At 34.8% G+C, this 24,781-nt stretch carries 24 protein-coding genes; 20 read left to right on the top strand and 4 right to left on the bottom strand.

Translation table 11 applies throughout. The features are described 5' to 3' along the window. Positions 1-111: 111 nt before the first annotated feature. From ileS to F3I00_RS06260, 11 genes are all read left to right on the top strand, one after another. Positions 112-2,913 carry an isoleucine--tRNA ligase gene (ileS, locus tag F3I00_RS06310; protein WP_020807156.1) on the top strand — a complete coding sequence of 934 codons (2,802 nt, stop codon included), beginning with the start codon at positions 112-114 and terminating at the stop codon, positions 2,911-2,913. Then, positions 2,913-3,122: a cold-shock protein gene (locus tag F3I00_RS06305; RefSeq protein ID WP_020807155.1), complete on the top strand. Its 210-nt coding sequence runs from the start codon at positions 2,913-2,915 to the stop codon at positions 3,120-3,122. The genes ileS and F3I00_RS06305 overlap by 1 nt, the downstream gene beginning before the upstream one ends. A 13-nt stretch (positions 3,123-3,135) precedes the next feature. Continuing rightward, positions 3,136-3,699, top strand: a complete 564-nt coding sequence (locus tag F3I00_RS06300; protein WP_003648610.1) for an NUDIX hydrolase — start codon at positions 3,136-3,138, stop codon at positions 3,697-3,699. Further along, positions 3,692-3,973: a hypothetical protein gene (locus F3I00_RS06295; protein WP_020807154.1), complete on the top strand. Its 282-nt coding sequence runs from the start codon at positions 3,692-3,694 to the stop codon at positions 3,971-3,973. Before F3I00_RS06300 ends, F3I00_RS06295 begins: the two co-directional genes overlap by 8 nt. A gap of 15 nt (positions 3,974-3,988) precedes the next feature. Continuing rightward, complete coding sequence (locus F3I00_RS06290; protein WP_020807153.1) at positions 3,989-4,690, top strand: 5'-methylthioadenosine/adenosylhomocysteine nucleosidase; 702 nt, start codon at positions 3,989-3,991, stop codon at positions 4,688-4,690. A 96-nt stretch (positions 4,691-4,786) separates the two neighbouring features. Further along, positions 4,787-5,941, top strand: a complete 1,155-nt coding sequence (locus tag F3I00_RS06285; protein ID WP_020807152.1) for a cysteine desulfurase family protein — start codon at positions 4,787-4,789, stop codon at positions 5,939-5,941. A 113-nt stretch (positions 5,942-6,054) separates the two neighbouring features. Further along, positions 6,055-6,390 carry a DUF1831 domain-containing protein gene (locus F3I00_RS06280; RefSeq protein ID WP_003648614.1) on the top strand — a complete coding sequence of 112 codons (336 nt, stop codon included), beginning with the start codon at positions 6,055-6,057 and terminating at the stop codon, positions 6,388-6,390. A 17-nt stretch (positions 6,391-6,407) separates the two neighbouring features. After that, positions 6,408-7,535 carry a tRNA 2-thiouridine(34) synthase MnmA gene (gene mnmA, locus F3I00_RS06275; protein ID WP_020807151.1) on the top strand — a complete coding sequence of 376 codons (1,128 nt, stop codon included), beginning with the start codon at positions 6,408-6,410 and terminating at the stop codon, positions 7,533-7,535. A gap of 96 nt (positions 7,536-7,631) precedes the next feature. Beyond that, positions 7,632-8,291 (top strand): histidine phosphatase family protein, encoded by a 660-nt coding sequence (locus tag F3I00_RS06270; protein WP_020807150.1) that lies wholly within the window; start codon positions 7,632-7,634, stop codon positions 8,289-8,291. 2 nt (positions 8,292-8,293) lie between these two features. Then, the gene (locus F3I00_RS06265) at positions 8,294-8,938 is read left to right on the top strand and encodes a lipopolysaccharide assembly protein LapB (protein WP_003648617.1); all 645 of its coding nucleotides are present in this window, start codon (positions 8,294-8,296) and stop codon (positions 8,936-8,938) included. Continuing rightward, positions 8,925-11,303, top strand: coding sequence for an ATP-dependent RecD-like DNA helicase (locus F3I00_RS06260; RefSeq protein WP_020807149.1), 2,379 nt, complete (start codon positions 8,925-8,927; stop codon positions 11,301-11,303). The genes F3I00_RS06265 and F3I00_RS06260 overlap by 14 nt, the downstream gene beginning before the upstream one ends. 40 nt (positions 11,304-11,343) lie before the next feature. Here F3I00_RS06260 and F3I00_RS06255 read toward each other — a convergent pair whose 3' ends face one another. The 4 genes from F3I00_RS06255 to def all read right to left on the bottom strand — a co-directional run bounded on the left by F3I00_RS06255 (position 11,344) and on the right by def (position 14,984). Then, positions 11,344-12,279 (bottom strand): diacylglycerol kinase family protein, encoded by a 936-nt coding sequence (locus F3I00_RS06255; RefSeq protein ID WP_159311033.1) that lies wholly within the window; start codon positions 12,277-12,279, stop codon positions 11,344-11,346. Positions 12,280-12,327: 48 nt separating this feature from the next. Next, positions 12,328-14,007, bottom strand: a complete 1,680-nt coding sequence (gene rnjA / locus F3I00_RS06250; protein ID WP_003648620.1) for a ribonuclease J1 — start codon at positions 14,005-14,007, stop codon at positions 12,328-12,330. A gap of 5 nt (positions 14,008-14,012) precedes the next feature. Further along, positions 14,013-14,240: a DNA-dependent RNA polymerase subunit epsilon gene (locus F3I00_RS06245; RefSeq protein WP_003648621.1), complete on the bottom strand. Its 228-nt coding sequence runs from the start codon at positions 14,238-14,240 to the stop codon at positions 14,013-14,015. A 189-nt stretch (positions 14,241-14,429) separates the two neighbouring features. After that, positions 14,430-14,984: a peptide deformylase gene (def, locus tag F3I00_RS06240; RefSeq protein ID WP_020807147.1), complete on the bottom strand. Its 555-nt coding sequence runs from the start codon at positions 14,982-14,984 to the stop codon at positions 14,430-14,432. 244 nt (positions 14,985-15,228) lie between these two features. Here def and typA point away from each other — a divergent pair, with 244 nt between their 5' ends. From typA to holA, 9 genes are all read left to right on the top strand, one after another. Next, positions 15,229-17,085: a translational GTPase TypA gene (gene typA, locus F3I00_RS06235; RefSeq protein WP_003647125.1), complete on the top strand. Its 1,857-nt coding sequence runs from the start codon at positions 15,229-15,231 to the stop codon at positions 17,083-17,085. 113 nt (positions 17,086-17,198) lie between these two features. Next, positions 17,199-18,383: an FtsW/RodA/SpoVE family cell cycle protein gene (locus tag F3I00_RS06230; protein WP_020807146.1), complete on the top strand. Its 1,185-nt coding sequence runs from the start codon at positions 17,199-17,201 to the stop codon at positions 18,381-18,383. Beyond that, entirely contained in the window at positions 18,380-18,715 is a 336-nt protein-coding gene (locus tag F3I00_RS06225; protein ID WP_003648624.1) for a YlbG family protein, read from the top strand. The genes F3I00_RS06230 and F3I00_RS06225 overlap by 4 nt, the downstream gene beginning before the upstream one ends. Continuing rightward, on the top strand, positions 18,712-19,260 hold the full coding sequence (gene rsmD / locus F3I00_RS06220) for a 16S rRNA (guanine(966)-N(2))-methyltransferase RsmD (protein ID WP_020807145.1): 549 nt from the start codon (positions 18,712-18,714) through the stop codon (positions 19,258-19,260). The genes F3I00_RS06225 and rsmD overlap by 4 nt, the downstream gene beginning before the upstream one ends. A gap of 1 nt (position 19,261) precedes the next feature. Continuing rightward, positions 19,262-19,762, top strand: coding sequence for a pantetheine-phosphate adenylyltransferase (coaD, locus tag F3I00_RS06215; RefSeq protein ID WP_003648626.1), 501 nt, complete (start codon positions 19,262-19,264; stop codon positions 19,760-19,762). After that, complete coding sequence (locus F3I00_RS06210; protein WP_020807144.1) at positions 19,749-20,759, top strand: SepM family pheromone-processing serine protease; 1,011 nt, start codon at positions 19,749-19,751, stop codon at positions 20,757-20,759. The genes coaD and F3I00_RS06210 overlap by 14 nt, the downstream gene beginning before the upstream one ends. A gap of 58 nt (positions 20,760-20,817) precedes the next feature. Beyond that, positions 20,818-21,504, top strand: a complete 687-nt coding sequence (locus F3I00_RS06205; RefSeq protein ID WP_020807143.1) for a helix-hairpin-helix domain-containing protein — start codon at positions 20,818-20,820, stop codon at positions 21,502-21,504. Then, entirely contained in the window at positions 21,458-23,743 is a 2,286-nt protein-coding gene (locus tag F3I00_RS06200; RefSeq protein WP_035425701.1) for a DNA internalization-related competence protein ComEC/Rec2, read from the top strand. Before F3I00_RS06205 ends, F3I00_RS06200 begins: the two co-directional genes overlap by 47 nt. Further along, complete coding sequence (gene holA / locus F3I00_RS06195) at positions 23,740-24,729, top strand: DNA polymerase III subunit delta (RefSeq protein WP_020807141.1); 990 nt, start codon at positions 23,740-23,742, stop codon at positions 24,727-24,729. Before F3I00_RS06200 ends, holA begins: the two co-directional genes overlap by 4 nt. The last annotated feature ends 52 nt before the right edge of the window (positions 24,730-24,781 follow it).

Genomic DNA, 24,781 nt, shown 5'->3' with positions numbered 1-24,781 from the left:
ATAAGTGGAATGGAATAACTGTATTCTGTTGTTCTGTTCAAGTTAGGTGGTACCACGAGAAGCTTCGTCCTATTTGGGATGAAGCTTTTTTTATATAAGAAAGGATTTTTTATGAGAGTCAAAGATACATTGAATTTGGGCAAAACTAAATTTAAGATGCGCGGAAATCTTCCAGTGCGTGAAGCTCAATGGCAAAAAGAATGGGAAGAAAATAAATTATATGAACAAAGATTAAAGCTCAATGAAGGCAAGCCTCGCTTTGACCTTCATGATGGCCCTCCATTTGCTAATGGTAATATTCACATGGGTCACTCATTAAATAAGATCTCTAAGGATATTATCGTTCGTTTCAAGAATATGAATGGTTATTATGCTCCTTATGTTCCTGGTTGGGATACGCATGGTCTTCCAGTTGAACAGCAGCTAGCTAAAAAGGGCGTTGATCGTAAAAGTATGGATCGCGCAAAGTATAGAGAACTTTGCCGTCAATTTGCTGAAGAACAAGTTAAGAAGCAAATGACCGACTTTAAGCGTTTAGGCGTAATGGCTGATTGGGATCATCCTTATATTACTTTACAGCCTAAGTTTGAAGCTGAAGAAATTAGAGTATTCGGCGAAATGTTCAAAAAAGGTTACATCTACAAGGGTAAGAAGCCTGTTTATTGGTCATGGTCAAGTGAATCAACTTTGGCTGAAGCAGAAGTTGAATACCATGATATTAAATCACCAAGAATCTATGTTGCTTTCCCAATTGAAGATGGAAAAGGAATCTTAGATTCAGATACTTCACTTGTAATTTGGACTACTACTCCTTGGACTATTCCAAGTAACGTCGGAATTACTGTAAATCCCAAATTTGATTATGTAGTTGTTGAAGTTAACGGTAAAAAGTATGTGATCGGTGCTGATCGCCTTTCAGCAGTTGCTGAGGATTTAGGCTGGAAAGACTATAAAGTTCTTAAGACCCTAAAGGGTACTGATTTCGACCGAATGACATATAGACATCCTCTTTATGGTAAGATTGGGTTAGGTCAATATGGTCTAGTTATGAACGATACCTATGTTACTGATGATGATGGTACTGGCTTAGTTCATAATGCTACTGGTTTTGGTGAGGATGACTACAATGTTGGTCGTCGTTATGGTTTGGCAGTATTTGGTCCAATGGATGCACAAGGTAGATTTACTAAAGAAGTGCCAGATCCTGACCTAGTTGGTATGTTCTATGATGATGCTAACAAAGTGGTGGCCGATAAACTTGAAAAAGCTGGTGCGCTCTTAAAACTTAGCTTCTTCACTCACTCATACCCACATGACTGGCGCACTAAGAAACCAGTTATCTATCGTGCAACTACTCAGTGGTTTGCTTCGGTTGATAAATTTAGAGATCAAATTTTAGCAGAAATTGAAAAAGCTAGCTTCATTCCAACCTGGGGTAAAACTCGTCTTTACAATATGATTAAAGATCGTGGTGACTGGGTAATTTCTCGTCAACGTGCCTGGGGTGTTCCACTTCCAATCTTCTACGCAGAAGATGACACACCAATTGTTACTCCGGAAACAATTGAACACGTTGCTCAAATTTTTGAAAAGGAAGGTTCTAATGCTTGGTATACTCATACTGCTGAAGAATTGCTTCCTAAAGGATTTAAGTCAGAGCATTCACCAAATGGTAAATTCAGAAAAGAAACTGATATTTTAGATGTTTGGTTTGATTCTGGTTCATCATGGGCTGGTGTAATGAAAGAGCGAGATGGTTTAGGATTCCCAGCAGACTTATACCTTGAAGGTAGTGACCAATATCGTGGTTGGTTTAACTCAAGTTTAATTACTTCAGTAGCTGTAACCGGTAAAGCTCCTTATAAACAAGTTTTATCACAAGGATTTGTGTTAGATGATAAGGGACACAAGATGTCTAAGTCATTAGGTAATGTAATCTCACCTAATGATGTGGTTAAGCAAATGGGTGCAGAAATTATTCGTTTATGGGTAGCCGGAGCAGATACTACTTCTGACGTCGCTGTTTCTCAAGATATCTTACGTCAGTCTGCTGAAAGTTATCGTAAGATTAGAAATACTATGCGCTTTATGCTCGCTAATACTACTGACTTTGATCCTAAGCAAAATTCAATTGCTTACCCAGACATGTCTGGTGTTGATCAATATATGGAAATCAAGTTGAATCGCTTGATTGAAGAAGCTATTGAAGCATACAATAAGTTTGATTTCAATAGTGTTTATAAGAAAGTATTTAGCTTTATTTCAAATGACTTATCTGCCTTTTACTTAGACTTTGCTAAGGATGTTCTTTATATCGATCCAGAAGACAGCGAAACTCGTCGTTCAATGCAAACTGTGATTTATGACGTTTTAGTTAAGTTAACTAAGTTGATGACACCAATCTTGCCACATACGATGGAAGAAGTTTGGGGCTATTTAAAGGAACCAGAAGATTACGTTCAACTTGCTAACATGCCAGAAGTAGAACATTTTGCTAATGAAGATGAAGTTCTAACAGACTGGAATGACTTTATGAAGGTTCGTTCTGATGTCTTGAAGGCTCTTGAAGAAGCACGTAGCGCTAAGGTAATTGGTAAATCATTTGAAGCACACGTTACTCTTTACCCAACTGAAGAAACTAGAAAACTTCTTGATAAATTAAATGCAAATGTAAGACAGATCTTAATTGTTTCCGATTTAACAATCAGTGATGATCAAGCACCTGAAAATGCAGAAAAATTATCAACTGCTTCAATCGTGGTAGAACATGCAGCTGGTGAAGTTTGTCCAAGATGTCGTCGTACTACAACTGATGTTGGTAGTGACTCACGCTTCCCAGAACTATGTGCGCGTTGTGCAGCTATTGTAGCTGAAAACTTTCCTGAAGCAGAAAAAGAAGGCTTAGAGAAATAATGCGTAAGGGTACTGTTAAACAATTCGATTCGAATTCTGCGTACGGATTTATTGAGGATGATCTAACGCACTCATCTTATTTTGTTTTTTATAAATCGATTAAAGAAGAAGGTTATAAAAAGTTAAATGTAGGTCAAAGAGTACGTTACCAATTAGCACAAGGAAAAAAGGGTCTACAATGTATCAACGTTTATGTTGATCATGACTAAAAGGAGAAATTAAGTGAATCTAAGAGAAACTGAAATCTCAAACAAGCCTGTATTCGAAGGTAGACTTATCGACTTAAACGTTGAAACTATTAGTCTACCTAATGGAAAAACAGCAACTCGTGAAATAGTTAAGCATCCCGATGCTAGTGCAGCAATTGCAATTAATGATGAGAAAAAAATGCTTCTTGTAAAGCAATGGCGAGAACCTATCAAACAGTTAACTCTAGAAATTCCTGCAGGTTTAATTGACGAAACAGATGCATCTCCACTTGATGCAATGAAAAGAGAGTTAAATGAAGAGGGCGGCTATAAGGCAGAATATTGGGAAAAGGTAAGTGAATTTTATACTTCAGTTGGATTCTGTGATGAAAAAATTCATTTATTCTATTGTGATACTTTGTCAAAAATTGAGCACAAACGTCCTCTTGATGAAGATGAATTTTTAACTCAAGAATGGTACAGTCTTCCTGAGATAAAACAATTAATTGCGTCAGGCAAGATTATGGATGCTAAGACTGTTATGGCAATTACATTCTGGGAAAATATGATTTTAACAGGAAACCAAAGTAATGACTGAAAAACGGGCAGATTATCGTAAAAAGCAACAGCAGAAAAAAATAAGAAAAATTTTTGATAACTTTAAGCGCTTGAAGAAAGATGATCAACAAGTTGATGAGGTTGATCCAGAACCAACAGTTAAGGAATCTGCTAATTTTGAATCAAGAGAGAATTTTTCTTCAGAAGAAGAGCGTGAAAATAGAATTAATCGTTTAAAAAAGCGCTTGAACTATGCAATTTTAATTGTTGTTGTTTTATTAATTATAGTTTTGTTCGCTTTGTTTAAACTTTAGATTTAGAGGTAAAAAATGAAAATTGCGATTATTGTTCCAATGGAAGAAGAGGCCGAATTTTATAAAAAGCATTTTAAGTCTGAAACTAAAGAAGTTTTTGGTACAACTGAATTTGATCACTTTTCAATTAATGGAAATGACATTTACTTAGGTCTTAGTGGAATTGGAAAAGTTAATGCGGCTATGAACTTAACTAGCTTATTAACTAAAGAAGATATTGACTTAGTGTTTATGACTGGTTCTGCTGGTTCAATGCAAGAAAATGTGAAAAGAAAAGATTTAATTTTGGTAGATAGTTTTGCTTACCATGATGCACATTGTGTGAGCGCTGGAGAATACGTTGAAGGTCAAATTCCACGTGAACCAGCAAGATTTAATCTTAAGAACCCAGCACGTGAAGCATTTAAGAAGTATCTTTTAAGCCAAAATGTAGACTTTAAAGAAGGTCTTGTTGTTACGGGGGATACTTTTGTACAATCTGAAGCACAAAAAGATGAAATTAAAAAGAACTTTTCTGACGCACTTGGGGTGGAAATGGAAGGAGCAGCTTTTGCACAAGTTGCTAGACATTTCAATACGCCTTTAGTTGCTATTCGTGCTATTTCAGATAATGGCGATGCTAATGCTGATAATGACTTTGATAAGTTTGTTAAAGAAGTGGGTGCTAAAGCAGCCAGCGTAATTTCATCTTATCTTGAAGAAACAGTTTTAGATTAGGGTAATGATAGACTAAGTTCAGATGAACTTAGTCTATTTTTTATGTTAAAATAAAATAGCCACTTCCAAAATGTAAGAAAGATAAAGAGGTATAACATGACTAGAAAAAATGTATATTTGGATAATGCGGCTACTACTCCGATGGATCCAAAAGTAATTGAAAAAATTAGTAGTGAGATGACCAATGATTTTGGAAATGCTTCTAGTCAACATGCATTTGGACGTAAAGCACGTCAAGTGGTTGAAGCAGCTCGTCACCAACTAGCAGAAACAATTAATGCAGAAGATAAAGAAATTATTTTTACTAGTGGCGGATCTGAAAGTAATAATACTGCAATTTTTGGGACAGCACGTGCTAGAAAGAAAATTGGCAAGAAAATAATTACTACCAAGGTTGAACATCCCTCTGTTTTGAATCCAATGAAACGTTTAGCTCAAGAAGGATATGAAATTGTTTATCTTGATGTAGATGAAGCTGGACATATCAATTTAAAGGACTTAAAGAGAGAATTAACGCCAGATACGATTCTAGTTTCAGTAATGGCAGTTAATAATGAAGTTGGTTCAATCATGCCTCTAAAAGAAATTGGTGAACTAGTTAAAGATTCAAATGCCTATTTTCATGTAGATGACGTGCAAGGATTTGGAAATATTGAAATCGATGTTAAAGATATGAATATCGATTTATTATCTACTTCTGCTCATAAGGTTAACGGACCTAAATTTTTGGGCTTTCTTTATGAAAAAAATGGCTTAAATGTAAGTAATCTTCTTTTAGGAGGAGAGCAAGAACTAAAGCGTCGTCCAGGGACTGAGAATGTTCCAGGAATTGCCGGCTTTGGCGTTGCTGCCCAAGAATTGAGAGAGATGGACAAAAAACAGCTTCAGGAAAATTATCGAAAGTTTCAGCAAATAATTCTTGATGAACTTGATCAAAATAAGATTGACTATGAAATTAATGGCTCACTTAAGGGAGCCGTTTCCCATCACGTTTTAAACTTGTGGTTAAAGGGCGTTGGAACTTATTCTGCTTTGACTAACTTAGATTTGAATGGTTATGCAGTTTCAGGTGGATCGGCATGTACAGCAGGTTCATTAAATCCCTCTCATGTGTTAGAGGCAATGTATGGTAAAAACTCTCCTCGTATTGAAGAATCGATTCGAATTAGTTTTGGACGTTTTACTACTGCAGATGAAGTTAAAGGTTTTGCAGATAGCTTAGTTAAAATGTGTCAACGATTAAGTAAATAATTAACAAGTTCTAACCATTTTTGGCTAGAACTTGTTTTAATGTATAATGTTATTGAAAATTATATACTTAACACTTACAAAAAATAAGATAATAATATTGAGAGTGATATTTTATGGCAAATACAGTAATTATTAATGGCGATAATCGTAAATTTACAATTAGTCCAGAAATTAAGCGTTACGCTTTAATTGATGCAGGCTTTACTAAGACTAAAAGAGGTAATTTCATGTATAAGCATCCTTTATATAATGAATCCCCTTATAATGCGACCTGTCAGTTGAAACTAACAATTAACGAAGATTTAGATCATTTAACAATGGTAGTCACTGATACTAATGGCTTACAGAAAGTTAATATTTTTAAAAATAAGCAGTTAGTACCAATGGTTGAGTTACTTGACTTCATTTTAAAGGATCTTGAAGATCGTCAGATTATTGCACCTTGCTAAAAGGAGAAAAAGATAAAATGGTAGATAACAGCAAAATTAGAGTCGTTGTTGGAATGAGTGGGGGAGTCGATTCTTCAGTTTCTGCTCTTTTACTCAAACAACAAGGCTTTGATGTTGTCGGCGTCTTCATGAAGAATTGGGATGATACTGATGATTCCGGAGTTTGTACGGCAACTGAAGATTACGAAGATGTAAAAAAAGTTGCAGATGAAATCGGCATTCCTTATTATTCTATTAACTTTGAAAAAGATTATTGGGAGCGAGTATTTGAATATTTCTTAAATGAATATAAAAAAGGCAGAACTCCTAATCCCGATGTAATGTGCAATAAAGAAATAAAATTTAAATCCTTCTTAGACTTTGCAATGGACCTAGATGCAGATTATATTGCAATGGGGCACTATGCAGCAACTAAAGTTGATGAGAATGGTATTGTACATATGATGCGGCCAAAGGATGGCAATAAGGACCAAACTTACTTCTTAAGTCAACTTTCACAAGATCAACTGAAAAAGGTAATCTTCCCACTTGCTAACTTAACCAAGCCTCAGGTGCGTGAAATCGCAATTGCTGCAGGCCTTGCAACTGCCAAGAAGAAGGATTCAACTGGAATCTGTTTTATTGGTGAACGTAATTTTAGAAAATTCTTGAGTGAGTTTTTACCAGCTCAATCAGGAAAGATGGTTACCCCTGATGGAAAAGTTGTGGGCGAGCATGCTGGATTAATGTATTATACTATTGGTCAAAGATCTGGTCTTGGCTTAGGTTCAACGAAAGAATCAACTGATCCTTGGTTTGTAGTTGGTAAGGATTTAAAAAAGAATGAATTGATCGTTGAGCAGGGATACGACAGTAAGCTTTTATATGCTACTAGCTTAGATGCAAGTGGTGTTTCTTTCTTTACTGGTTTACCCGATCATGACATTGACTTGAAGTGTACAGCTAAGTTCAGGTACCGCCAGCCAGATGTTGGTGTTACTATGCATTACCATGCAAAAGATAATACAGTCCATGTTGAATTTGATGAGCCTGCACGTGCCGTTACACCAGGACAGGCAATTGTTTTTTATAATGGCGAAGAATGTCTTGGCGGAGCAACTATTGACCGTGCTTACCAGAATGAAAAGCAATTACAATTAGTATAGTCAAAAGAAGTCTCAATGAGGCTTCTTTTTGTTTTTAGAAACTGTTATTTTCTGTCCTGAAAACTTATAATAAATAGTAAAAGTGGAGGGAAAAGTATGCAATTATATTTTGTTAGACATGGAAAAACAAAGTGGAATTTAGAAGGGCGCTATCAAGGAGGTAGTGGTAATTCACCACTCTTACCAGAAAGCTATGAAGATATTAAAAAATTAGCTGAGTACTTAAAGGGAACTAAGTTTAGGGCCTTTTATGCTAGTCCTTTACAACGTGCTTTAACTACTGCTGTAATGCTTAGAAATGATATGGGGATTACTGTTCCAGTTATTGTAGATGATCGCCTAAAAGAGTTTAATCTTGGCGATCTTGAGGGAATGAAATTTGTTGACGCTGAGAGTCAATACCCTGATCAAATTAAGGCCTTTCGTTATTCGCCAGAACGCTACGATCCATCAACTTTTCATGGTGAAGACTTTGAACACATGATTAAACGTGGTAAAAGTTTAATTAGTGATATTGTTAAACGCTATCCAAATAAAGATGATAAGGTGCTTTTGGTGAGCCACGGGGCAGCTCTATGTGCATTAATTAGAACTCTTGAGGGTTATGACGTTGCTGATATTAGAAAACGTGGCGGCTTGACTAATACTAGCCTGACGATTCTTGACACTGAAAATCAAGGAAAGACCTTTAATGAAATAGCATGGAATGAAACAAGCTATTTAGATCGAAAGATTACTAGTAGGGATACAATTTAAAAATGGATAAAAAAATAGCCAACTTATATGATGCTGGCAAAGTTGATGATGCTATACACTTATTGATTAAAAAAATAAATAATCATCCTAAAAATATTGAAAATTATTTACAGCTTTCAACTTATTTGATTGAACAAAATTCGGCTGATCAAGCTTTAGAATTATTAGAAAAAGCTCGAGGACTTGTTGATCAGCCAGAGGCTTTAACTTATAACATTGCTGTTTGTTACTACATGCAGGGAGATTTTGCTAAATCGTTAGCTTTACTTAATTCAATTCCAGATGATGAAGAAACGATGTATCAAAAGGCCTTGATTTTTATGAAGTTAGGCCAATACCAAAAGGCACTAGCTTATGCTTTAACTTTGAAAAATCAGGATGAGAGGACTTTAGAATTAATAGGTGATATTTGGCTTAGTCTGGGAGATTTAAAATCAGCAAATCAAACCTATAGTAAGATTCTAAAAGATCAAAGGAATGCAAAAGTTAACTTCTTGCTAGGTTTAACTTTATTTGATACTAACCCTGATAAGGCAGAAAAATATTTTAAAGTTTCGAAAAAACAGAATCCAAAATATTTTGCCCAAGCGCAAAAACAATACAATGCTGTAGCAAAATTGATTAGAGGTAAAAATGGCAGAAACTAGTTTTACTGGACGAATTAATGGGATTGTTTTTGAAAATAATCAGGATCTTTTCAAAATTATTGATGTAGATTTAATTAGCAAATTAGCAGATTATGATCGTGATAATATCCGGGTAACTGGTAATTTTGGTGATATTCAGATTGGATCGACTTATAAATTTGTCGGTCAAATTGTTGTACATGAAAAATTCGGTAAACAATTTCGTGTTAGTTCATATGAACCTGTTTTACCACATGAAGAGGGAAGTCTAGCTAAATATCTAAGTTCTGATAAATTCCCTGGTATTGGTAAAAAAGCTGCTGAAAGAATTATTGATAGTCTAGGAACGAATGCTTTAGACATGATTAAGGCCAATCCAACTGAAATTGAGGACCTTGATTTAACACAAAAGCAGAAAGATAGTTTACTATCTGGGATTAATCAGATGGATTCTTTTTCAGAAATTGTTATTAAACTAGCTAAGTATGGAATTAATAAAAAAACTGCTGGAAATATTTATAAAGCCTATCATGGAGATTCTCTTAAAAAACTTGAAGAAGATCCTTATCAAGCCGTTGGTGAAATTAGAGGTTTTGGTTTTAAAACAGCTGATAATATTGGCCAAGCACTTGGAATTGAATTAAATGATCCAAGAAGGGTTAGAGGTGCAATTTTAAGTATTTTGCAGAATGCTCTAAGTACGCTGGGAGATACTTATGTGGCACTAGATGATTTATTAACGCAAGCGTATGAATTGGTTCAGGCTAGTTCTTATGATGACTTAGCAAATAGCGTGAATGAGCTTCAGCGACAAGGTAAGGTAGTTGTTTCAGGTGATAAAGCAGCCTTGCAAGAAATTTTTCAAACGGAGCTTGATATTTCAAATGAATTAAAACGTCTAGTCAAAAATCGGGTGAAAAAAGAAGACTTCAGTGATGAAAACATTGAGCAGGCAATTAATCATGCTGAAGAAGAACTTGAGATTAAGTATGACGAAACGCAAAAGAATGCGATTAAAAATGCTTTAAATAATCCAATTTCTATCCTTACTGGTGGACCAGGTACTGGTAAGACAACAATTATCAATGGAATTTTAATGTGCTTAAAGGAACTTGCTGACATCCCGAGTGGGGCCTTATATAGTGAGGATCCACCATTTTTATTAGCTGCACCAACTGGTCGAGCAGCTAAGAGAATGAGCGAAATTACTGATATTTCTGCTAAAACTATTCATCGCTTGTTAGGACTAGGTATTGGCGAAAATGATGCAACTGATGTTAATGAATTAAATGGCGAGATTCTAATCATTGACGAAATGTCAATGGTTGATATGTTTCTATTTAAGCAGTTGTTATCAGGTATTAATTCGACGAAAAGAATTGTTTTTGTTGGGGATCAAGATCAGCTGCCCTCGGTTGGAGCGGGAAATATTTTCAGTGACTTAATTAAGTCAGAAGCATTCCCAACAACTAGACTCCAGGTAATCCATCGGCAAGGAGAGGATTCATCAATTATCAAGCTAGCTCATGCAATTAACGAAGAAGATGCTGAACAGATAATCTTTAATAAAACTAAGAATTATTCCTTTATCCCTTGTCAACCTAGTTTAGTTGGAGATGCAATTGATCAGATTGTTAACTTAGCTATTAAGCGTGGTTTTAAAAAGGATGATGTTCAGGTCCTTGGAGCTATGTATAATGGTCAGGGCGGAATCACTCACTTGAACGATATCTTGCAAGATGTAATGAATCCAATGTCTTCAAAAACTAAAGTAATTGAAGCGCATAATGAAAGCTTTAGAATTGGCGATCGTATTCTTCAATTACAAAATAATCCCGAAAAGGATATTTATAATGGTCAAATTGGCAAAATTATTGGACTTAATCCAGATGATAAGGCGAAGATCTTAATTGCTGATTTTGATGGTCGAGAAATAGAATTTAACGTTAAAGATTTAAATGATATTACTCGTGCTTATGCAATTACAATTCACAAGTCGCAGGGATCTGAATTTCCGTTAGTTATTTTGAATCTTACTATGCAGAATTATATGATGTTGAGACGTAACTTGCTTTATACGGCAATTACCCGTGCTGAGAAAAATCTTGTCATGGTAGGAGAAAAAAAGGCTTACCTTATGGCCTTACGTACGCCAGGAAATGACCGTAAGACGGATTTAGCTTCTAAGATCAGGCATGAGCTAGGACTGAAAGAAGTAGTTGAGCATAATTCTAACGCAAATACTAAACAAGAGCAGGTTCAAACTGAAATTAAGGAAGAAATAAATGAACCCAAAGACTATATCTTAACTCCTGATTTAATTTATTCTGGTAAAATTGACCCAATGATTGGGATGGAAGATATAAAATTAAAAACAAGAGATTAGTAAAACAAGCCACCTCGTTATGTGATGGCTTGTTTTGCATTTATTTCAAAAATTTAAAATGATCAACTTCAAATTTTAAGTGGAATTTTCTTCTATTCAATTCTTCTCCATCAAGTTGACCGTATTCTGCTTGATAGGTTTCTACTTCAATTTTATTAGCTTCAAAATAATGAAATTGCTTGCTTTGCATATGTGATCCATTGAGGAGAAGCTTAGAAAAGAGATATAAGAATTTGGCCAAGTTAGGCTTTTCTACAATCGCAATATCTAATTTATGATTATAAATATTAGCAATTGGCAAAATTGGAACACCACCGCCAAAGTAGGGATGATTAGTTGTCGTAACTAAGTATGCGTGATCGTAGGAATAAGTATGTTCATTAGTTAAAATCTTAACTTTGAAATTATCTTGTCCCTTGAGAGCTTGAGCAATATTTATTCCATAAGTTAAATTCCCTATATTGATTTTGTTAAACTTAGTTTTGAGCTTTGAATGATTGGTTTTATTGACCACAAACGCATCAAAGCCAATTCCTAAATTATTGACAAAGTATTTTTCTTCACCTGTAAGCAAATCTTGATATCTGCCACAGTCGACATTTGTTACTGTTGGATGATTTTTGATTTTTTTGATAAATTTCAAGGGGTTATTTTGAAGTTTGGCTGCTCGAGCAAAATCATTTCCGGTACCAGCTGGAAAATAGGCAAGGGGAGTGTCAGGATGAAGTGAATTTTTTATCCCATTTAAAGCCTGATTCAAAGATCCATCACCGCCAACTACAACAATATATTCATGATTATTGTTAATTTCATTAGCTGTCTTAGTTGCAATCGGGACGAGTTGTCTAGGATAAGTAGAAATTTGTATATTATATGCCAATTTTTCTTTTTTCAGGACAGCTTCAATTTCTTTGAGGGCTTTTGCGCCTTTATCGCTACCAGATTTTAAATTTACAAGTAAATGAACCTTTTTCATTGTTAATTGCCTAATTCATATAAAAATAAGCCCCATTTGGGGCTTATTTTATTTCTTTTCAATTAGCATTGGCAAAATCATCGGTCTTCTTTCAGTCTTAGAATATAAGAAATCTTGAAGATTCTCAATAATTGCCTTTCTAATTTCATTTTCTTTTGGTTGCGGATCTTTAGCCATTTCAGTCTTAAGAATATGGTAGACATGCTTCTGTGCTTGACTAATCAATTCAGTTGATTCACGCATATAAACAAAACCACGACTTAAAATATCTGGCCCTGCTAAAACACGTTGATGTTTGTAGTCAACAGTTGCTACCACTACCACAAGACCTTCTTCAGCTAAAATTTGACGGTCACGAACGACGATATTACCAACATCGTCACTACCAGAAGTGTCAACAAAGACATCCGGGATATTGATGTGACCAGCAATTCTTGATGAATCTTTGGTTAAAGCAAGTACATCACCATTTTTTAGAACGAAGGTATGATCTTTAGCCATTCCAGTAGACTGAGCAGTTTCAGTATGAACAACTTGCATTCTGTATTCACCGTGGACAGGAATAAAGTATTCAGGCTTGGTTAACTCGATCATCATCTTTTGTTCTTCTTGACCAGCGTGTCCAGAAGTGTGGACATTATGAATCTTACCATGAACAACATTAGCGCCCGCTTCAGTTAACTTATTAATTAAGTGGTTTACGCTAGTTGTATTGCCCGGAATAGGGTTAGATGAGAAGATTACTGTATCGCCTGGTTGTAATGAAATTTGACGGTGAGTTCCATCTGCAATTCTTGAAAGAGCTGCAAGTGGTTCTCCTTGAGAACCAGTACATAAAATCATCGCTTTTTCAGGTGGAGTATGGTTGATTTCATTGGCATCGACTAAAGTTCCTTCAGGAATATTTAGATAGCCAAGATCAATACCGTTTTGAACACCATTTTCCATTGAGCGACCAAAGATTGCGACTTTTCTTCCAGTGTCAACAGCTGCCTTAATAGCAGTTGATACACGATAAAGGTTAGAAGCAAAAGTAGCAAAAATAATTCTACCTTTAATTCCAGTGATGATATCGTGTAGGGAGTGAGCAACAAATCTTTCTGATTTTGTAAAGGTTGGAACTTCCGCATTAGTTGAGTCAGATAGGAGTGCAAGTACGCCTTCTTGACCTAACTTAGCCATCTTCTGAAAGTCAGGGGCAGGTTGATTCATTACAGGGGTTAAGTCAAACTTAAAATCTCCCGTAAAGACTACTGCACCTTCTGGAGTATGAACTGCAATTCCCAAAGTATCAGGAATTGAGTGAGTTGTTCTGAAGAAACTGACTGAAAGCTTATCAAATTTCAAAACCGTATCTTCATGCTCTTCGTGAAGTTCACTAGAATTTAAAATTCCATGTTCATCAAGTTTCCCGCGAATTAAAGCGAGGGCAAATGGTGTTGCATAAACTGGAATTTCAGGAATCTTCTTTAAAAGGTAAGGGATTCCGCCAATGTGGTCTTCATGTCCGTGAGTTACAACTAATGCTTTGATTTTTTTCCTATTCTTAATAAGGTAAGAATAGTCTGAGATAACATAATTAATTCCCATCATGTCATCTTCTGGGAATTTGATACCGCAGTCCATGATGATAATCTCATCTTGGTACTCAACGCAGTACATATTACGGCCGATTTCGCCTAGACCCCCTATAGCGAAAACGCCGACTTCATTATTCTTTAATTTCAAGGTCGTTATTTATCTTCAGATTTGAAAGTTGTCAGCTTAAAATCTGGACTTTGCTTTTCATAAGCAAGTGAGTTTCCAGTTAATTCTTGGATGAGTTCAATGTTGTAGGGGGTATTATCCTCAACCATAGTTCTTGCTGCAACTACATTATCTGCTTCTAAAAAAAGAGTTTTAGTAGTTTCTCTTCTTGGATTAACGATCTGGTCTTTTTGGTATAAAACTTTGTAGATCATTTCTTATAATCTCCTTATATTAAAACGTTCAAAAAAACTTCTGCGAAAAAGTCGCAGAAATTCATAGCTATTAAAATTTTATCATAAACTTACTTTTAAGTATACCAATTTACATTATATATAGTACGTAAAAAGGCGATAGAACATTTTGTCCTAACGCCCAATTTCCAAAAAATTAAGAACTAATTTTTAAGAAATAACAATGGTATCTTCTGCTAAATCAAAAGGATTTCGCTTATTGATACGGTCATAGAATAAGTGACCATTTAAGTGGTCAATTTCGTGAGAAGCAACAATTGCTGGATAATCCTTTAAGCGAATTGTCTTTTCTTCGCCATCAACTGTATAATAATGAATCTTTAACTTATCAGGACGGGGAACATAGCCTTCAATATCTTTGTCAACACTTAGGCAGCCTTCGCCTTCAGCAAGACAAGCTTTTCTAACTGATTCAGAAAGAATTTTTGGATTGACAAAAACTTCTTTGAAAATAATCTCACCTTTATCATTTGGAACTAAAAGGGCAGCCATCTGAATGCTCTTGCCGACTTGAGGAGCAGCTAGACCAACGCCAGCTCTTAATTGGTGCTTTTCAGCAATTTTAGGATCTTGCGAGTTAATTAAATATTGCATCATTTCGTCAGCTAATTCTTTATATTCATCAGCTAATGGGAAGGTTAAAGGCTTAGCAACTTGTCTTAAGACAGGGTTGCCATCGCGCGTAATATCATGCATTAAAATCAAAATAAATATCTCCTTAATTTTAAATTTGCTATGAATATGATAACAATTGAAAGAAAAGACGGCAATAATCGAAGTTTTTGGTATAATATTTTTGTTAAAAATAAACAGTTCACAGCTTGTACTTTCGTTGACGGCATGATATTTTTAGAGTAGAATTGTAAAACGAAACTATAGAGATATAAAGCTTCAATAACTGCATTATTATTTTGCATAAGATAGCTGTGACTGGAGTCACAGTTTTTTTATGAAGTTCGGGGAGGAATTTCTTTTGCAAAGAAGAGACGATATTAGAAATATTGCCATTATCGCACACGTTGACCACGGTAAGACTACTTTGGTTAACCAATTATTAAAACAATCAGATACATTGCCAGAGCACATGAATCTAGAAGACCGTGCTATGGACTCCAATGCTATTGAACGTGAACGTGGTATTACAATCTTATCTAAGAACACTGCTGTTAAGTATGGTGACACTACAATTAACATCTTGGATACACCAGGACACGCTGACTTTGGTGGTGAAGTAGAACGTATCATGCACATGGTTGATGGATGTTTATTACTTGTTGATGCCTACGAAGGTACTATGCCACAAACTCGTTTTGTGCTTAAGAAGGCCTTAGAAGCTGGTGTTAAGCCAATCGTAGTTATTAACAAGATTGATCGTCCAGGTGCTCGTCCAAAGGAAGTTCTAGATGAAGTTCTTGAATTATTCATTGAATTAGGTGCTAGTGATGAACAACTTGATTTCCCAGTTGTTTATGCATCTGCTTTAAATGGTACTTCTTCATATGACTCAGACCCAGCTAAGCAAGAAGAAACAATGGATCCTATTTTTGATACTATTGTTAAGAACATTCCTGCTCCAGTTGATAACTCTGATGAGCCTCTACAATTCCAAATCACTATGCTTGATTGGGATGATTATGTAGGTCGTATTGGTGTAGGTCGTATTTACCGCGGAAAAGTTAAGGTTGGAGACAACATTACTGTTATGAAACGTGATGGTTCAACGCAAAACTTCCGTGTTACTAAGTTATTCGGTTACTTCGGTTTGAAGCGTAACGAAATTCAAGAAGCAAAAGCCGGCGACATTATTGCTATTTCAGGTATTAATGATATTTATGTTGGTGAAACTATTGCTTCTGCAGATAAGCCTGAAGCATTGCCACTTCTTAAGATTGATCCACCAACTCTTCAAATGGACTTTGTCGCAAACGACTCACCATTTGCAGGTCGTGAAGGTGACCAAGTTACTCCTAAGAAACTTGAAGACCGTTTGATTCGTCAAACTCGTACTGACGTTTCTTTGAAGGTAGAACCAACTGATCAATTAAATGCCTGGACTGTTTCTGGTCGTGGTGAATTACACTTGTCAATTTTAGTTGAAGAACTTCGTCGTGAAGGATTCGAATTACAACTTTCACGTCCTAAGGTTATTTACCGTGAAATTGATGGTCAAATGTGTGAACCATTTGAAGCAGTTCAAGTTGATACACCAGATGCTTACGTAGGTTCAGTTATTGATTCTCTTTCACAAAGAAAAGGTGAAATGAAGAATATGGAATCTACTGGTAATGGTCAAACTAGACTTGAATTCTTAGTACCATCACGTGGTTTGATTGGTTACAACAACGAATTCATGTCTCAAACTGCTGGTTACGGAATTATGAACCATACTTTTGATTCATATAAACCAGTAGTTAAGAACTGGGAACCAGGTCGTCGTAATGGTGCTTTGGTTTCAATTAACCAAGGTCAATCAACTACTTACTCACTTCAATCAGTTGAGCAACGTGGTGAATTATTCATCGGTGCTGGTGTTGAAGTTTACGAAGGTATGATTGTAGGTCAATCATCACGTGAACGCGATATTGCTGTTAACGTAACTAAGGGTAAGAACTTAACTAACACCCGTGCAGCAGGTAAGGACCACTCAGCTTCAATTAAGACTCCTAAGACTATGACTTTGGAAGAAGCTATTGAATTCTTGAATGATGATGAATACTGTGAAGTAACTCCAGAAAGCATTCGTTTACGTAAGAAGATCTTAAACACTAACGAAAGAAAAAAGGCAGATAAGAGACGTAATAAGTAGTTAAATTCTTATTTGATTTTTAAAAGTAGCTCATTTTGTGGAGCTACTTTTTTTTATCCGTAAAGGTAGTGATATAATGAGAAAGATTATTTAACTAAAGGGGCAAGTATATCGTGCGACAAAAATTAAGATACTTAGACTATAGCATCTTGATCCCATACCTGATTTTGTCAACCATTGGGGTTATCATGGTCTATTCAGCAAGTTCAGATATTTTGTTAGTAAATGGCTTTTCACCTAGTGTATATATGAAAAGGCAAATTATATATTTTGTTGCTGCATTTTTATTCTTTGGAATTCCATGTTTTGCTTTGAAATTAAAAATATTCAAAAATAGAAAATTTGTTATGTCTTACTTAGGTATTTCATTTTCTATGCTATTCTTTTTGATTGTCTTGAAAGTAATTAGTCATGGAAAAGCTGCTATTAATGGTGCAGTTGGCTGGATCAATTTAGGTTTTATTAATATTCAACCTGTGGAAGTAGCTAAGTTGTCTTTAGTACTATATTTAGCTTTTGTTTTATCAAGACGGGATGGAAAGTTTGTTCCAGGTCAAATTTGGCATAATTTATTTGGACCGACAGTTATTTCGTTTATGATGATTGGACTGGTTATTTTAGAACCAGATTTTGGTGGCTCAGCCATTCTGTTTATGATTGTGTTTGTGATGTACAGTGTTTCTGGTATTCCAACTAAGTTAGCAGTTTATTGGCTTATCGGGCTTTTCGTTGGGATTGTCTTGCTGATGCTAGTGTTATTGGTTTGGACACCAGGATTCATTAAGGATTCTTATCAGTTCCAACGCTTATTAGCCTTTGTTCATCCCTTCAAACTAGAAAAAACTGGTGGTGCTCAGTTAGTTAATTCCTATTATGCAATTCACAATGGCGGTTTATTTGGTGTTGGCTTAGGTAACAGTATGCAAAAAAGAGGTTATTTACCAGAGCCATATACCGACTTTATTTTATCTATTACTGCTGAAGAGTTAGGTGTAATTGGTGCGATTGTGATTATTTCCTTATTATTCTTCCTGATGTGGCGCATTATGGAAGTTGGAATTCACGCTGATTCACAGTTCAATGCTTTGGTTTGCTTTGGTGTGGTAACTATGATTTTTACCGAAACGCTCTTTAATGTAGGAGCAGTTTTGGGTCTTTTGCCGATCACTGGGGTAACCTTGCCATTTATTTCTTATGGTGGATCTTCAATGATTGTCTTAACTGCTGCTTTAGGATTAGTCTTAAATATTTCAGCTGCTGAAAAGAAGACAATGATAGAAAGTAGGAGTGTACTTTGAGTTTGGTTTTTAAAGATGAGTCAAATAACAAAATGACGGCGCGCACACAAATAATTGTTTGGCTTTATCAAATTAGCGATCAATACAAGTTGCGCCGATTTGGCAATATTATCTATTTTTCACGTAAAAATAAGTATGTAGTTCTATATGTAAGTTCAGAATATGCTTCAAAGGTAATTACTGAATTAAAGAGTAAGAATTATGTCCAGTCAGTAGAAACTTCAAAAACCGATAAGCTTGATTTTTCTGCTGAACACGAAGAAAAGATGATGCGTGAACTAAAAGAAGAAGCAGAAAAATTACGAGAAGAAAACGAGGATTTACGAGTTTGAGGATTATTGCAGGAAAATATGCTAAGCGTAATTTACATACTTTAAAAAGTAATGCTACTCGTCCGACTAGCGATAAAGTAAAGGGCTCTTTGTTTAACTCCTTGGGGCAATTTTTTGATGGTGGGCGAGTATTAGACCTTTATGCTGGTAGTGGAGCTTTAGGAATTGAAGCTGTTTCTCGCGGTTATGACAGTGCAGTTTTAGTTGATATTAGTGGTCAAGCATGTCAAATTATTAGGAAAAATGTTGAACTTACTAAAGAAGAAGATAGATTTAGAGTTCTAAAGTGTAGTGATAATCGTGCCATTAAAATTTTAAACGAGGAAGGGAAAAAGTTTGATTTAATTTTTCTTGATCCTCCGTATGCTAAGCAAAAGATTGTTAAGATTATGACTAAATTACTTGAAAATGATCTATTAAATGATAATGCATTGATTGTAGCTGAGACTGATGAGCATGATGAATTACCAGAAGTTTCTGGCTTTTCAATTATTAAGGATCATCAGTTAGGTAGAACAAAAGTAAAAGTTTACAAGAGGAAGTAAAATGACAAAGGCAATTTTCCCTGGGAGTTTCGATCCAATAACCAATGGTCACGTTGAGGTGGTTGAAGCAGCAGCTAGAATGTTTGAAAAACTGTATGTAGTAATTATGACGAATACAAGTAAGAAGTATCTTTTTGATGAAAAAGAGCGCTTAGATTTGGCTAGAAAAGTTTTCGAAAACGATGAAAATGTTGAAGTGATTGCTCGTCCAGCTGAATTGACTGTAGAAGTAGCTCATGAACTTAATGCTGGGGCAATTGTTCGAGGATTGAGAAATACCACTGATTTTAATTATGAGCGTGATATTGCTGGAATTAATAAGACTTTAGATCCAAAATTAAATACAGTTTTATTGTTTACTCGTCCAGAAGATAGCTTCATTTCTTCAAGTATGATTAAAGAAACAGTATTTTTTGGTGGCAATGTTTCAACTCTAGTTCCAAAGTCAGTGGCAGCTGCTTTGAAAGAAAAGCTGAGGAATCGAAATGATGAAGAAAAATAAAAAATTAAAATTTTGGCTGCTAGGAATAGCAGCATTTTTAATAGCAGTTGTTTTTTGTCTATGGCCTACACAATACTATATTGAAGCGCCGGGGGAAGCTTTTCAAATTAGTAAGTATGTTAAAAGTACAAGAAAACCTAATCCTAATTTTTATCTAGTCACTGTGAGTGAACGTCCTGCAGTTATGATTGACTATTTAACTAGTTTCTTTAGGGCAGGAGATAGTCGTTATTCAAAGACTGAATTAATGGGGACATCAAGTAGTGCTGAATATAATCAAATGCAGCAATACTACATGGAAACTAGTCAGAACAATGCAATCTATTACGCAGCTAAGAAAGCAAAAGTCCCGTATCGTCAAGAATTTTTAGGCGTTTATGTGATGGAAGTTATGAAAAATTCAACTTTTAAGAATAAGTTGAAAGTTGGAGATATTCTAGTTAGCGTAAATGATAGAAAATTTTCTTCTAGTCAGGATCTAATAAAATACGTTTCTTCATTAAAGCATAAAAAAGTACAAATAGCAGTTATTCGAGGAAAGAAGCATCTGACTTTTTCAGGAAAAACAGTTAAATTATCTGGGACCAATCGTTATGGAATTGGTATTCAGTTGGTAGATCATACGAAGGTCGTAACTGATCCCGCAGTTAAAATTGATGCAGGAGATATTGGCGGCCCGTCTGCAGGTTTAATGTTTACACTTGAGTGTTATCAATTGTTTACTGGTAAGAATCTTAGTGCTAAGAAAATAGCTGGTACAGGAACAATTGATAGTGATGGTAAGGTAGGAATGATTGGCGGCGTTGATAAAAAGGTAATAGCCGCCAGCCGTCAAGGAATGAGAGTCTTTTTTGCACCAACTGATCAACCAGAAGGGGTTAAAAAGAATGAAACAAATTATGCCGAAGCAGTCCGAACTGCTAAGAAAATACATACTAAGATGAAGATTGTGCCAGTAGCTTGTTTCGAAGATGCACTAAATTATTTAGAAAAATAAATTGAAAGCAGCAAAAAAATTGCTGCTTTTTTTCGTAATAAATAATGAGGTGATAAAAATGGATTTAGAAAAAATCAAAGAATTCATAATAGAAAAGAAAATTTGGGTAATTGGAATTATTGTTTTGATCCTAGGTGGAGGATATTTTATTCAAAAAAATAATCAGCCAGCAGTCAATAACACCCAGGTTTTGAGCGAAAATAATAAGACCCAGTCAACGGAATTTTCTAAAAGTGAGAATAAAACTACTCAATCTACATCAAACTTAAATAGTTCATCAAAGCAAAACACAGTAACTGTAGACATTGCTGGAGCTGTTAAACATAGTGGTGTCTATACATTGAAAAATGGGGCTAGACTAAACGATCTGTTGAAAATTTGTGGTGGCTTAACTGATAAAGCAGAGACGCGGGCAATTAATCGAGCAGCCTTATTAAAAGATCAAGATCAAATTTATGTCCCGCATATTGGTGAAAAAGTAGAAAATCTTCCTGGAAATGGAACTTCTAATAGTCAAAATCCTGCCGCTTCCGATACTTCTAGTTCAAGTTCAGAGCAAGTTCATTTAAATTCAGCAACGGTGCAGGACTTACAAAAGTTAAACGGCGTTGGTCAAAAGAAGGCAGAGCAAATCATTGCTTATCGTGATCAAAATGGTGGCTTTAAGCAAATTGAAGATTTGACTAAGGTAACAGGAATTGGTGAAAAAACTTTTGAAAAGCTCAAAGATCAGTTGGCACTCTAGTTTCTATGCCACTGGATTTTATTTATTGCTTGGCTTAGTTTGTATTTCAGCAACTTTTCTTATCTTGCAGACCACTAACCTTATCCAAGGTATTGTTGCTACATTGTTTTTAATTATTTTTTGTTTGTTGCTAACTTATAAATTTCCGCAATATTGGTATTTAGTTGCAATATTTTTAGGAGTAATTATAACTTTATGCTTTATTAATCAAAGAACAAGTGAATTAGAAATTAGAGAGCCGATTCTAATATATAGTGATCAAGTGAAGGTGAGTGATAATTTCTTCTATGGAGAAGGAAAAATAGGGAAGAATAAAGTTTTAGTCAATGGAAGTGCAAATAAGTCTTTTGAAAAGGAATTAAACAAATATCATGTCGTTTATTTGGTAAACTACAAGGCAAAAGTAGAAACGATTATGCCTGCAACGAATCCTGGTGAATTTGATTATCAAAAATATTATCGCAGTAAAAAAATCAGGGAAAGAGTTAAGCTTGAGAGTTATCAAATTTATCCTAAGCAGATTGCTGTTTTTGATTGGGTTCATATGCTCCGTAAATTTTTGATGAATTATTTTGAAAAAATGCCCCAATATACTAGATTTTTTGCTAGTGAAATGGTGTTAGCACAAAACCCGAGTACAGATAATAAGGTTTTACTGAATAGTTATCGAGACCTAGGCATTATTCATCTTCTGAGTATCTCCGGTTTACATGTGAGTTTATATATCTTAGGTATTACATGGCTAGGGACAGTGATGAAGAGAACAGAAGAAGAGGTTACAATACTTTGCGTTACTTTTTTAGTAATCGAAATCTTATTGTCTAATTTTCAGGCTGGCTTTGTTCGTGCAAGTTTAAGTTACTTTTGGGGTGTTTTCTTTAAAAGAAAGAAAATTATGGTTAGTAGCGGCGACAAGTTAGGGATAGTGGTTTTAACGCATTTGCTTTTTAATCCTTTATTATTTTTAAGCAGTGGAGCTATTTTGAGCTATTTACTAGTTTTTGGTCTAGAAATAAGTAAAGACTTTAAGAAAATTAGACAGAATTTTGCTCTTAATTTGTTAATCACACCGATTTTATTACATAATTTTTATCGGATTAATTTTTTAACTGTCATTTATAACTTTTTAATTGTTCCAATTTTTAATTTTATTCTCTTACCACTGACCTTTATTGTAATTTTTTTGTTTTGGTGTTTGCCAGCAACTGTAAAGTTAAGTGAACCAATTTTTAAAGGACTTGCAGATTTAACTAATTTTATTGCTGATAAGCAATTGGGCTTAGTAACTTTTGGTCAAATCAATTGGCTGCAAACAATATTTTTATTAGTTGTGACAGTATTTTTAATTATTTTACCTAAACATAAGATTCAAAAATTAAAGTTAAGATCGATCATAGTTGGAGCATATGTTAGTATTTTTTGCTTGATTCATTTTCCTTTAAAAGGACAAGTCTCTTTTATTGATGTTGGCCAAGGCGATAGCATTTTGATTACTACGCCGTTGAATAGAAAGACTTATTTAATAGATACCGGCGGAAAATTGAATTTTGGTAAAAAGAAAAGCGAGCCACAATTAAATCGAATTACGATCCCATTTTTATATGCTCAAGGAATTGATCATTTGGATGGCGTTTTTTTAAGTCATCAAGATGCGGATCATATTGGTGATTTAAAAGCACTCCTTGATCAAATTCCAGTAGAAAAATTATATTTTGCTAGAGGATTAACAGATAACCAATCTTTTAGAAGAAAAATAAATGGCCATTTAAAAGATGTCCAATTAATTCCCTTACTTGCAGGAGATAAAGTTAAAACTAAAGATTTAAATTTTGATGTAGTTTATCCTTTTAAACCTGGTTTGGGTAAAAATGAAGATTCTCTGTCTTTAACTTTTAAGTTAGCAAATAAACGTTGGCTTTTTACCGGAGACTTAGGTAGAGAAGGAGAAAAAGAAATTTTAAATCACTATAATTTACAAGTAGATTATTTCAAACTGGGGCATCATGGTAGTAAGACTTCTAGTGATCCAGACTTTTTAAAACAGTTAAATCCGCAACTCGTTTTTATTTCATCAGGACGAAATAATCGCTTTGGTCATCCCCATCAGGAAACTTTAAAAACATTGAAAGACTTGAGCATCTCATACTTAAATACGCAAGATAGTGGTACAATTACTTGGAATTACTCACCGTTTAACAGTGAGACAATTACGACTTTTTATAAAGGAAATACAAAATGACATTAATCTCTCTTTTTAAACAGACCAATCCTAAGAATGCTAATCTTTTGATCCAGGGACCAGATTCTTTTTTTAATGATTATTTAGTGCGTAATTATCTTAATCAAAAGAAATTTACAGACCTTGACCAAGTAATTGTGGATTGCCTTGAAGATGGGTTGGATGAACTAATGGCTACTTTAACAGAGTCTTCTTTGTTTAGTTCTAAGAAAATTGTCGTTGTTAAGAATCCTTTCTTTTTAATGGCTAAGGTCCCGCAAAAGTATAAAAAGCAAATTGAAAAATTAACTAAAATTATCGAACATTTAGATGACTTAGAAGATATAGTGGCTTTTGTAGCTAATTATGAAAAAATCGATCGCCGAAAAAAGATGAGTAAATTTTTGCTGGAGCATGTTAATGTTGTTGAAACAGCGCTTAAGCCTTATGAAGTGAGTGGGGTAATTAAAGCAATTAGCAAGGAAGAAGGCTACCAAATTACGAACATGGCGCTGCAAATTTTAATCCAAAGAAGTGATCAAGTTTTAGATGCAGCGTTAAGTAATTACTTGAAATTAAAAAATATTGTTGGGGAAGATAAAAGAATTACAGAGACCCTAATTAATGAAAATATTGATCGCTCTCTTTCAGAAAATATTTTTGAAATATTAACAGCCGCTTTTAATAAAAATTATCAAGAAGCTACTCAGCGTTTAGATGATCATCTAAGAGAAGGAGCAAGTGCGATTCAATTATTAGCTATTTTTGAGTCGCAAATTGAATTTTTGAATTGCGTTAAAGTTCTTCAAAATCGGCGTTGGAGTAAAGATCAAATTACTAAAGAGTTAAAGGTAAATCCATATCGGGTAAAGTTAGCTATGGAAAATAAAGTCTCTTTGAATAAGCTAGCGAGCCTATTAAAGCAGGCAATTGAACTTGATTTTGGATATAAAAATGGAACATATCGCGGGAATGAGTTTTTAAAACTTTTCTTACTAAAAATTTAGACGACAAAAAAGCCCGGAGAATTATCTCCGAGCTTTTATTTTGTCTAATATA

Origin of the sequence: Lactobacillus sp. JM1 (genome assembly GCF_009834385.1) — a bacterium.
Lineage (GTDB): Bacteria > Bacillota > Bacilli > Lactobacillales > Lactobacillaceae > Lactobacillus > Lactobacillus paragasseri.
This window is presented reverse-complemented; position numbering and strand designations above follow the sequence as displayed.

Coding starts and splice junctions, on each gene's coding strand:
- ileS (WP_020807156.1), top strand. CDS start 112: ATGAGAGTCAAAGATACATTGAATTTGGGCAAAACTAAATTTAAGATG.
- F3I00_RS06305 (WP_020807155.1), top strand. CDS start 2,913: ATGCGTAAGGGTACTGTTAAACAATTCGATTCGAATTCTGCGTACGGA.
- F3I00_RS06295 (WP_020807154.1), top strand. CDS start 3,692: ATGACTGAAAAACGGGCAGATTATCGTAAAAAGCAACAGCAGAAAAAA.
- F3I00_RS06290 (WP_020807153.1), top strand. CDS start 3,989: ATGAAAATTGCGATTATTGTTCCAATGGAAGAAGAGGCCGAATTTTAT.
- F3I00_RS06285 (WP_020807152.1), top strand. CDS start 4,787: ATGACTAGAAAAAATGTATATTTGGATAATGCGGCTACTACTCCGATG.
- F3I00_RS06280 (WP_003648614.1), top strand. CDS start 6,055: ATGGCAAATACAGTAATTATTAATGGCGATAATCGTAAATTTACAATT.
- mnmA (WP_020807151.1), top strand. CDS start 6,408: ATGGTAGATAACAGCAAAATTAGAGTCGTTGTTGGAATGAGTGGGGGA.
- F3I00_RS06270 (WP_020807150.1), top strand. CDS start 7,632: ATGCAATTATATTTTGTTAGACATGGAAAAACAAAGTGGAATTTAGAA.
- F3I00_RS06265 (WP_003648617.1), top strand. CDS start 8,294: ATGGATAAAAAAATAGCCAACTTATATGATGCTGGCAAAGTTGATGAT.
- F3I00_RS06260 (WP_020807149.1), top strand. CDS start 8,925: ATGGCAGAAACTAGTTTTACTGGACGAATTAATGGGATTGTTTTTGAA.
- F3I00_RS06255 (WP_159311033.1), bottom strand. CDS start 12,279: ATGAAAAAGGTTCATTTACTTGTAAATTTAAAATCTGGTAGCGATAAA.
- F3I00_RS06245 (WP_003648621.1), bottom strand. CDS start 14,240: ATGATCTACAAAGTTTTATACCAAAAAGACCAGATCGTTAATCCAAGA.
- typA (WP_003647125.1), top strand. CDS start 15,229: ATGAAGTTCGGGGAGGAATTTCTTTTGCAAAGAAGAGACGATATTAGA.
- coaD (WP_003648626.1), top strand. CDS start 19,262: ATGACAAAGGCAATTTTCCCTGGGAGTTTCGATCCAATAACCAATGGT.
- F3I00_RS06210 (WP_020807144.1), top strand. CDS start 19,749: ATGAAGAAAAATAAAAAATTAAAATTTTGGCTGCTAGGAATAGCAGCA.
- F3I00_RS06205 (WP_020807143.1), top strand. CDS start 20,818: ATGGATTTAGAAAAAATCAAAGAATTCATAATAGAAAAGAAAATTTGG.
- holA (WP_020807141.1), top strand. CDS start 23,740: ATGACATTAATCTCTCTTTTTAAACAGACCAATCCTAAGAATGCTAAT.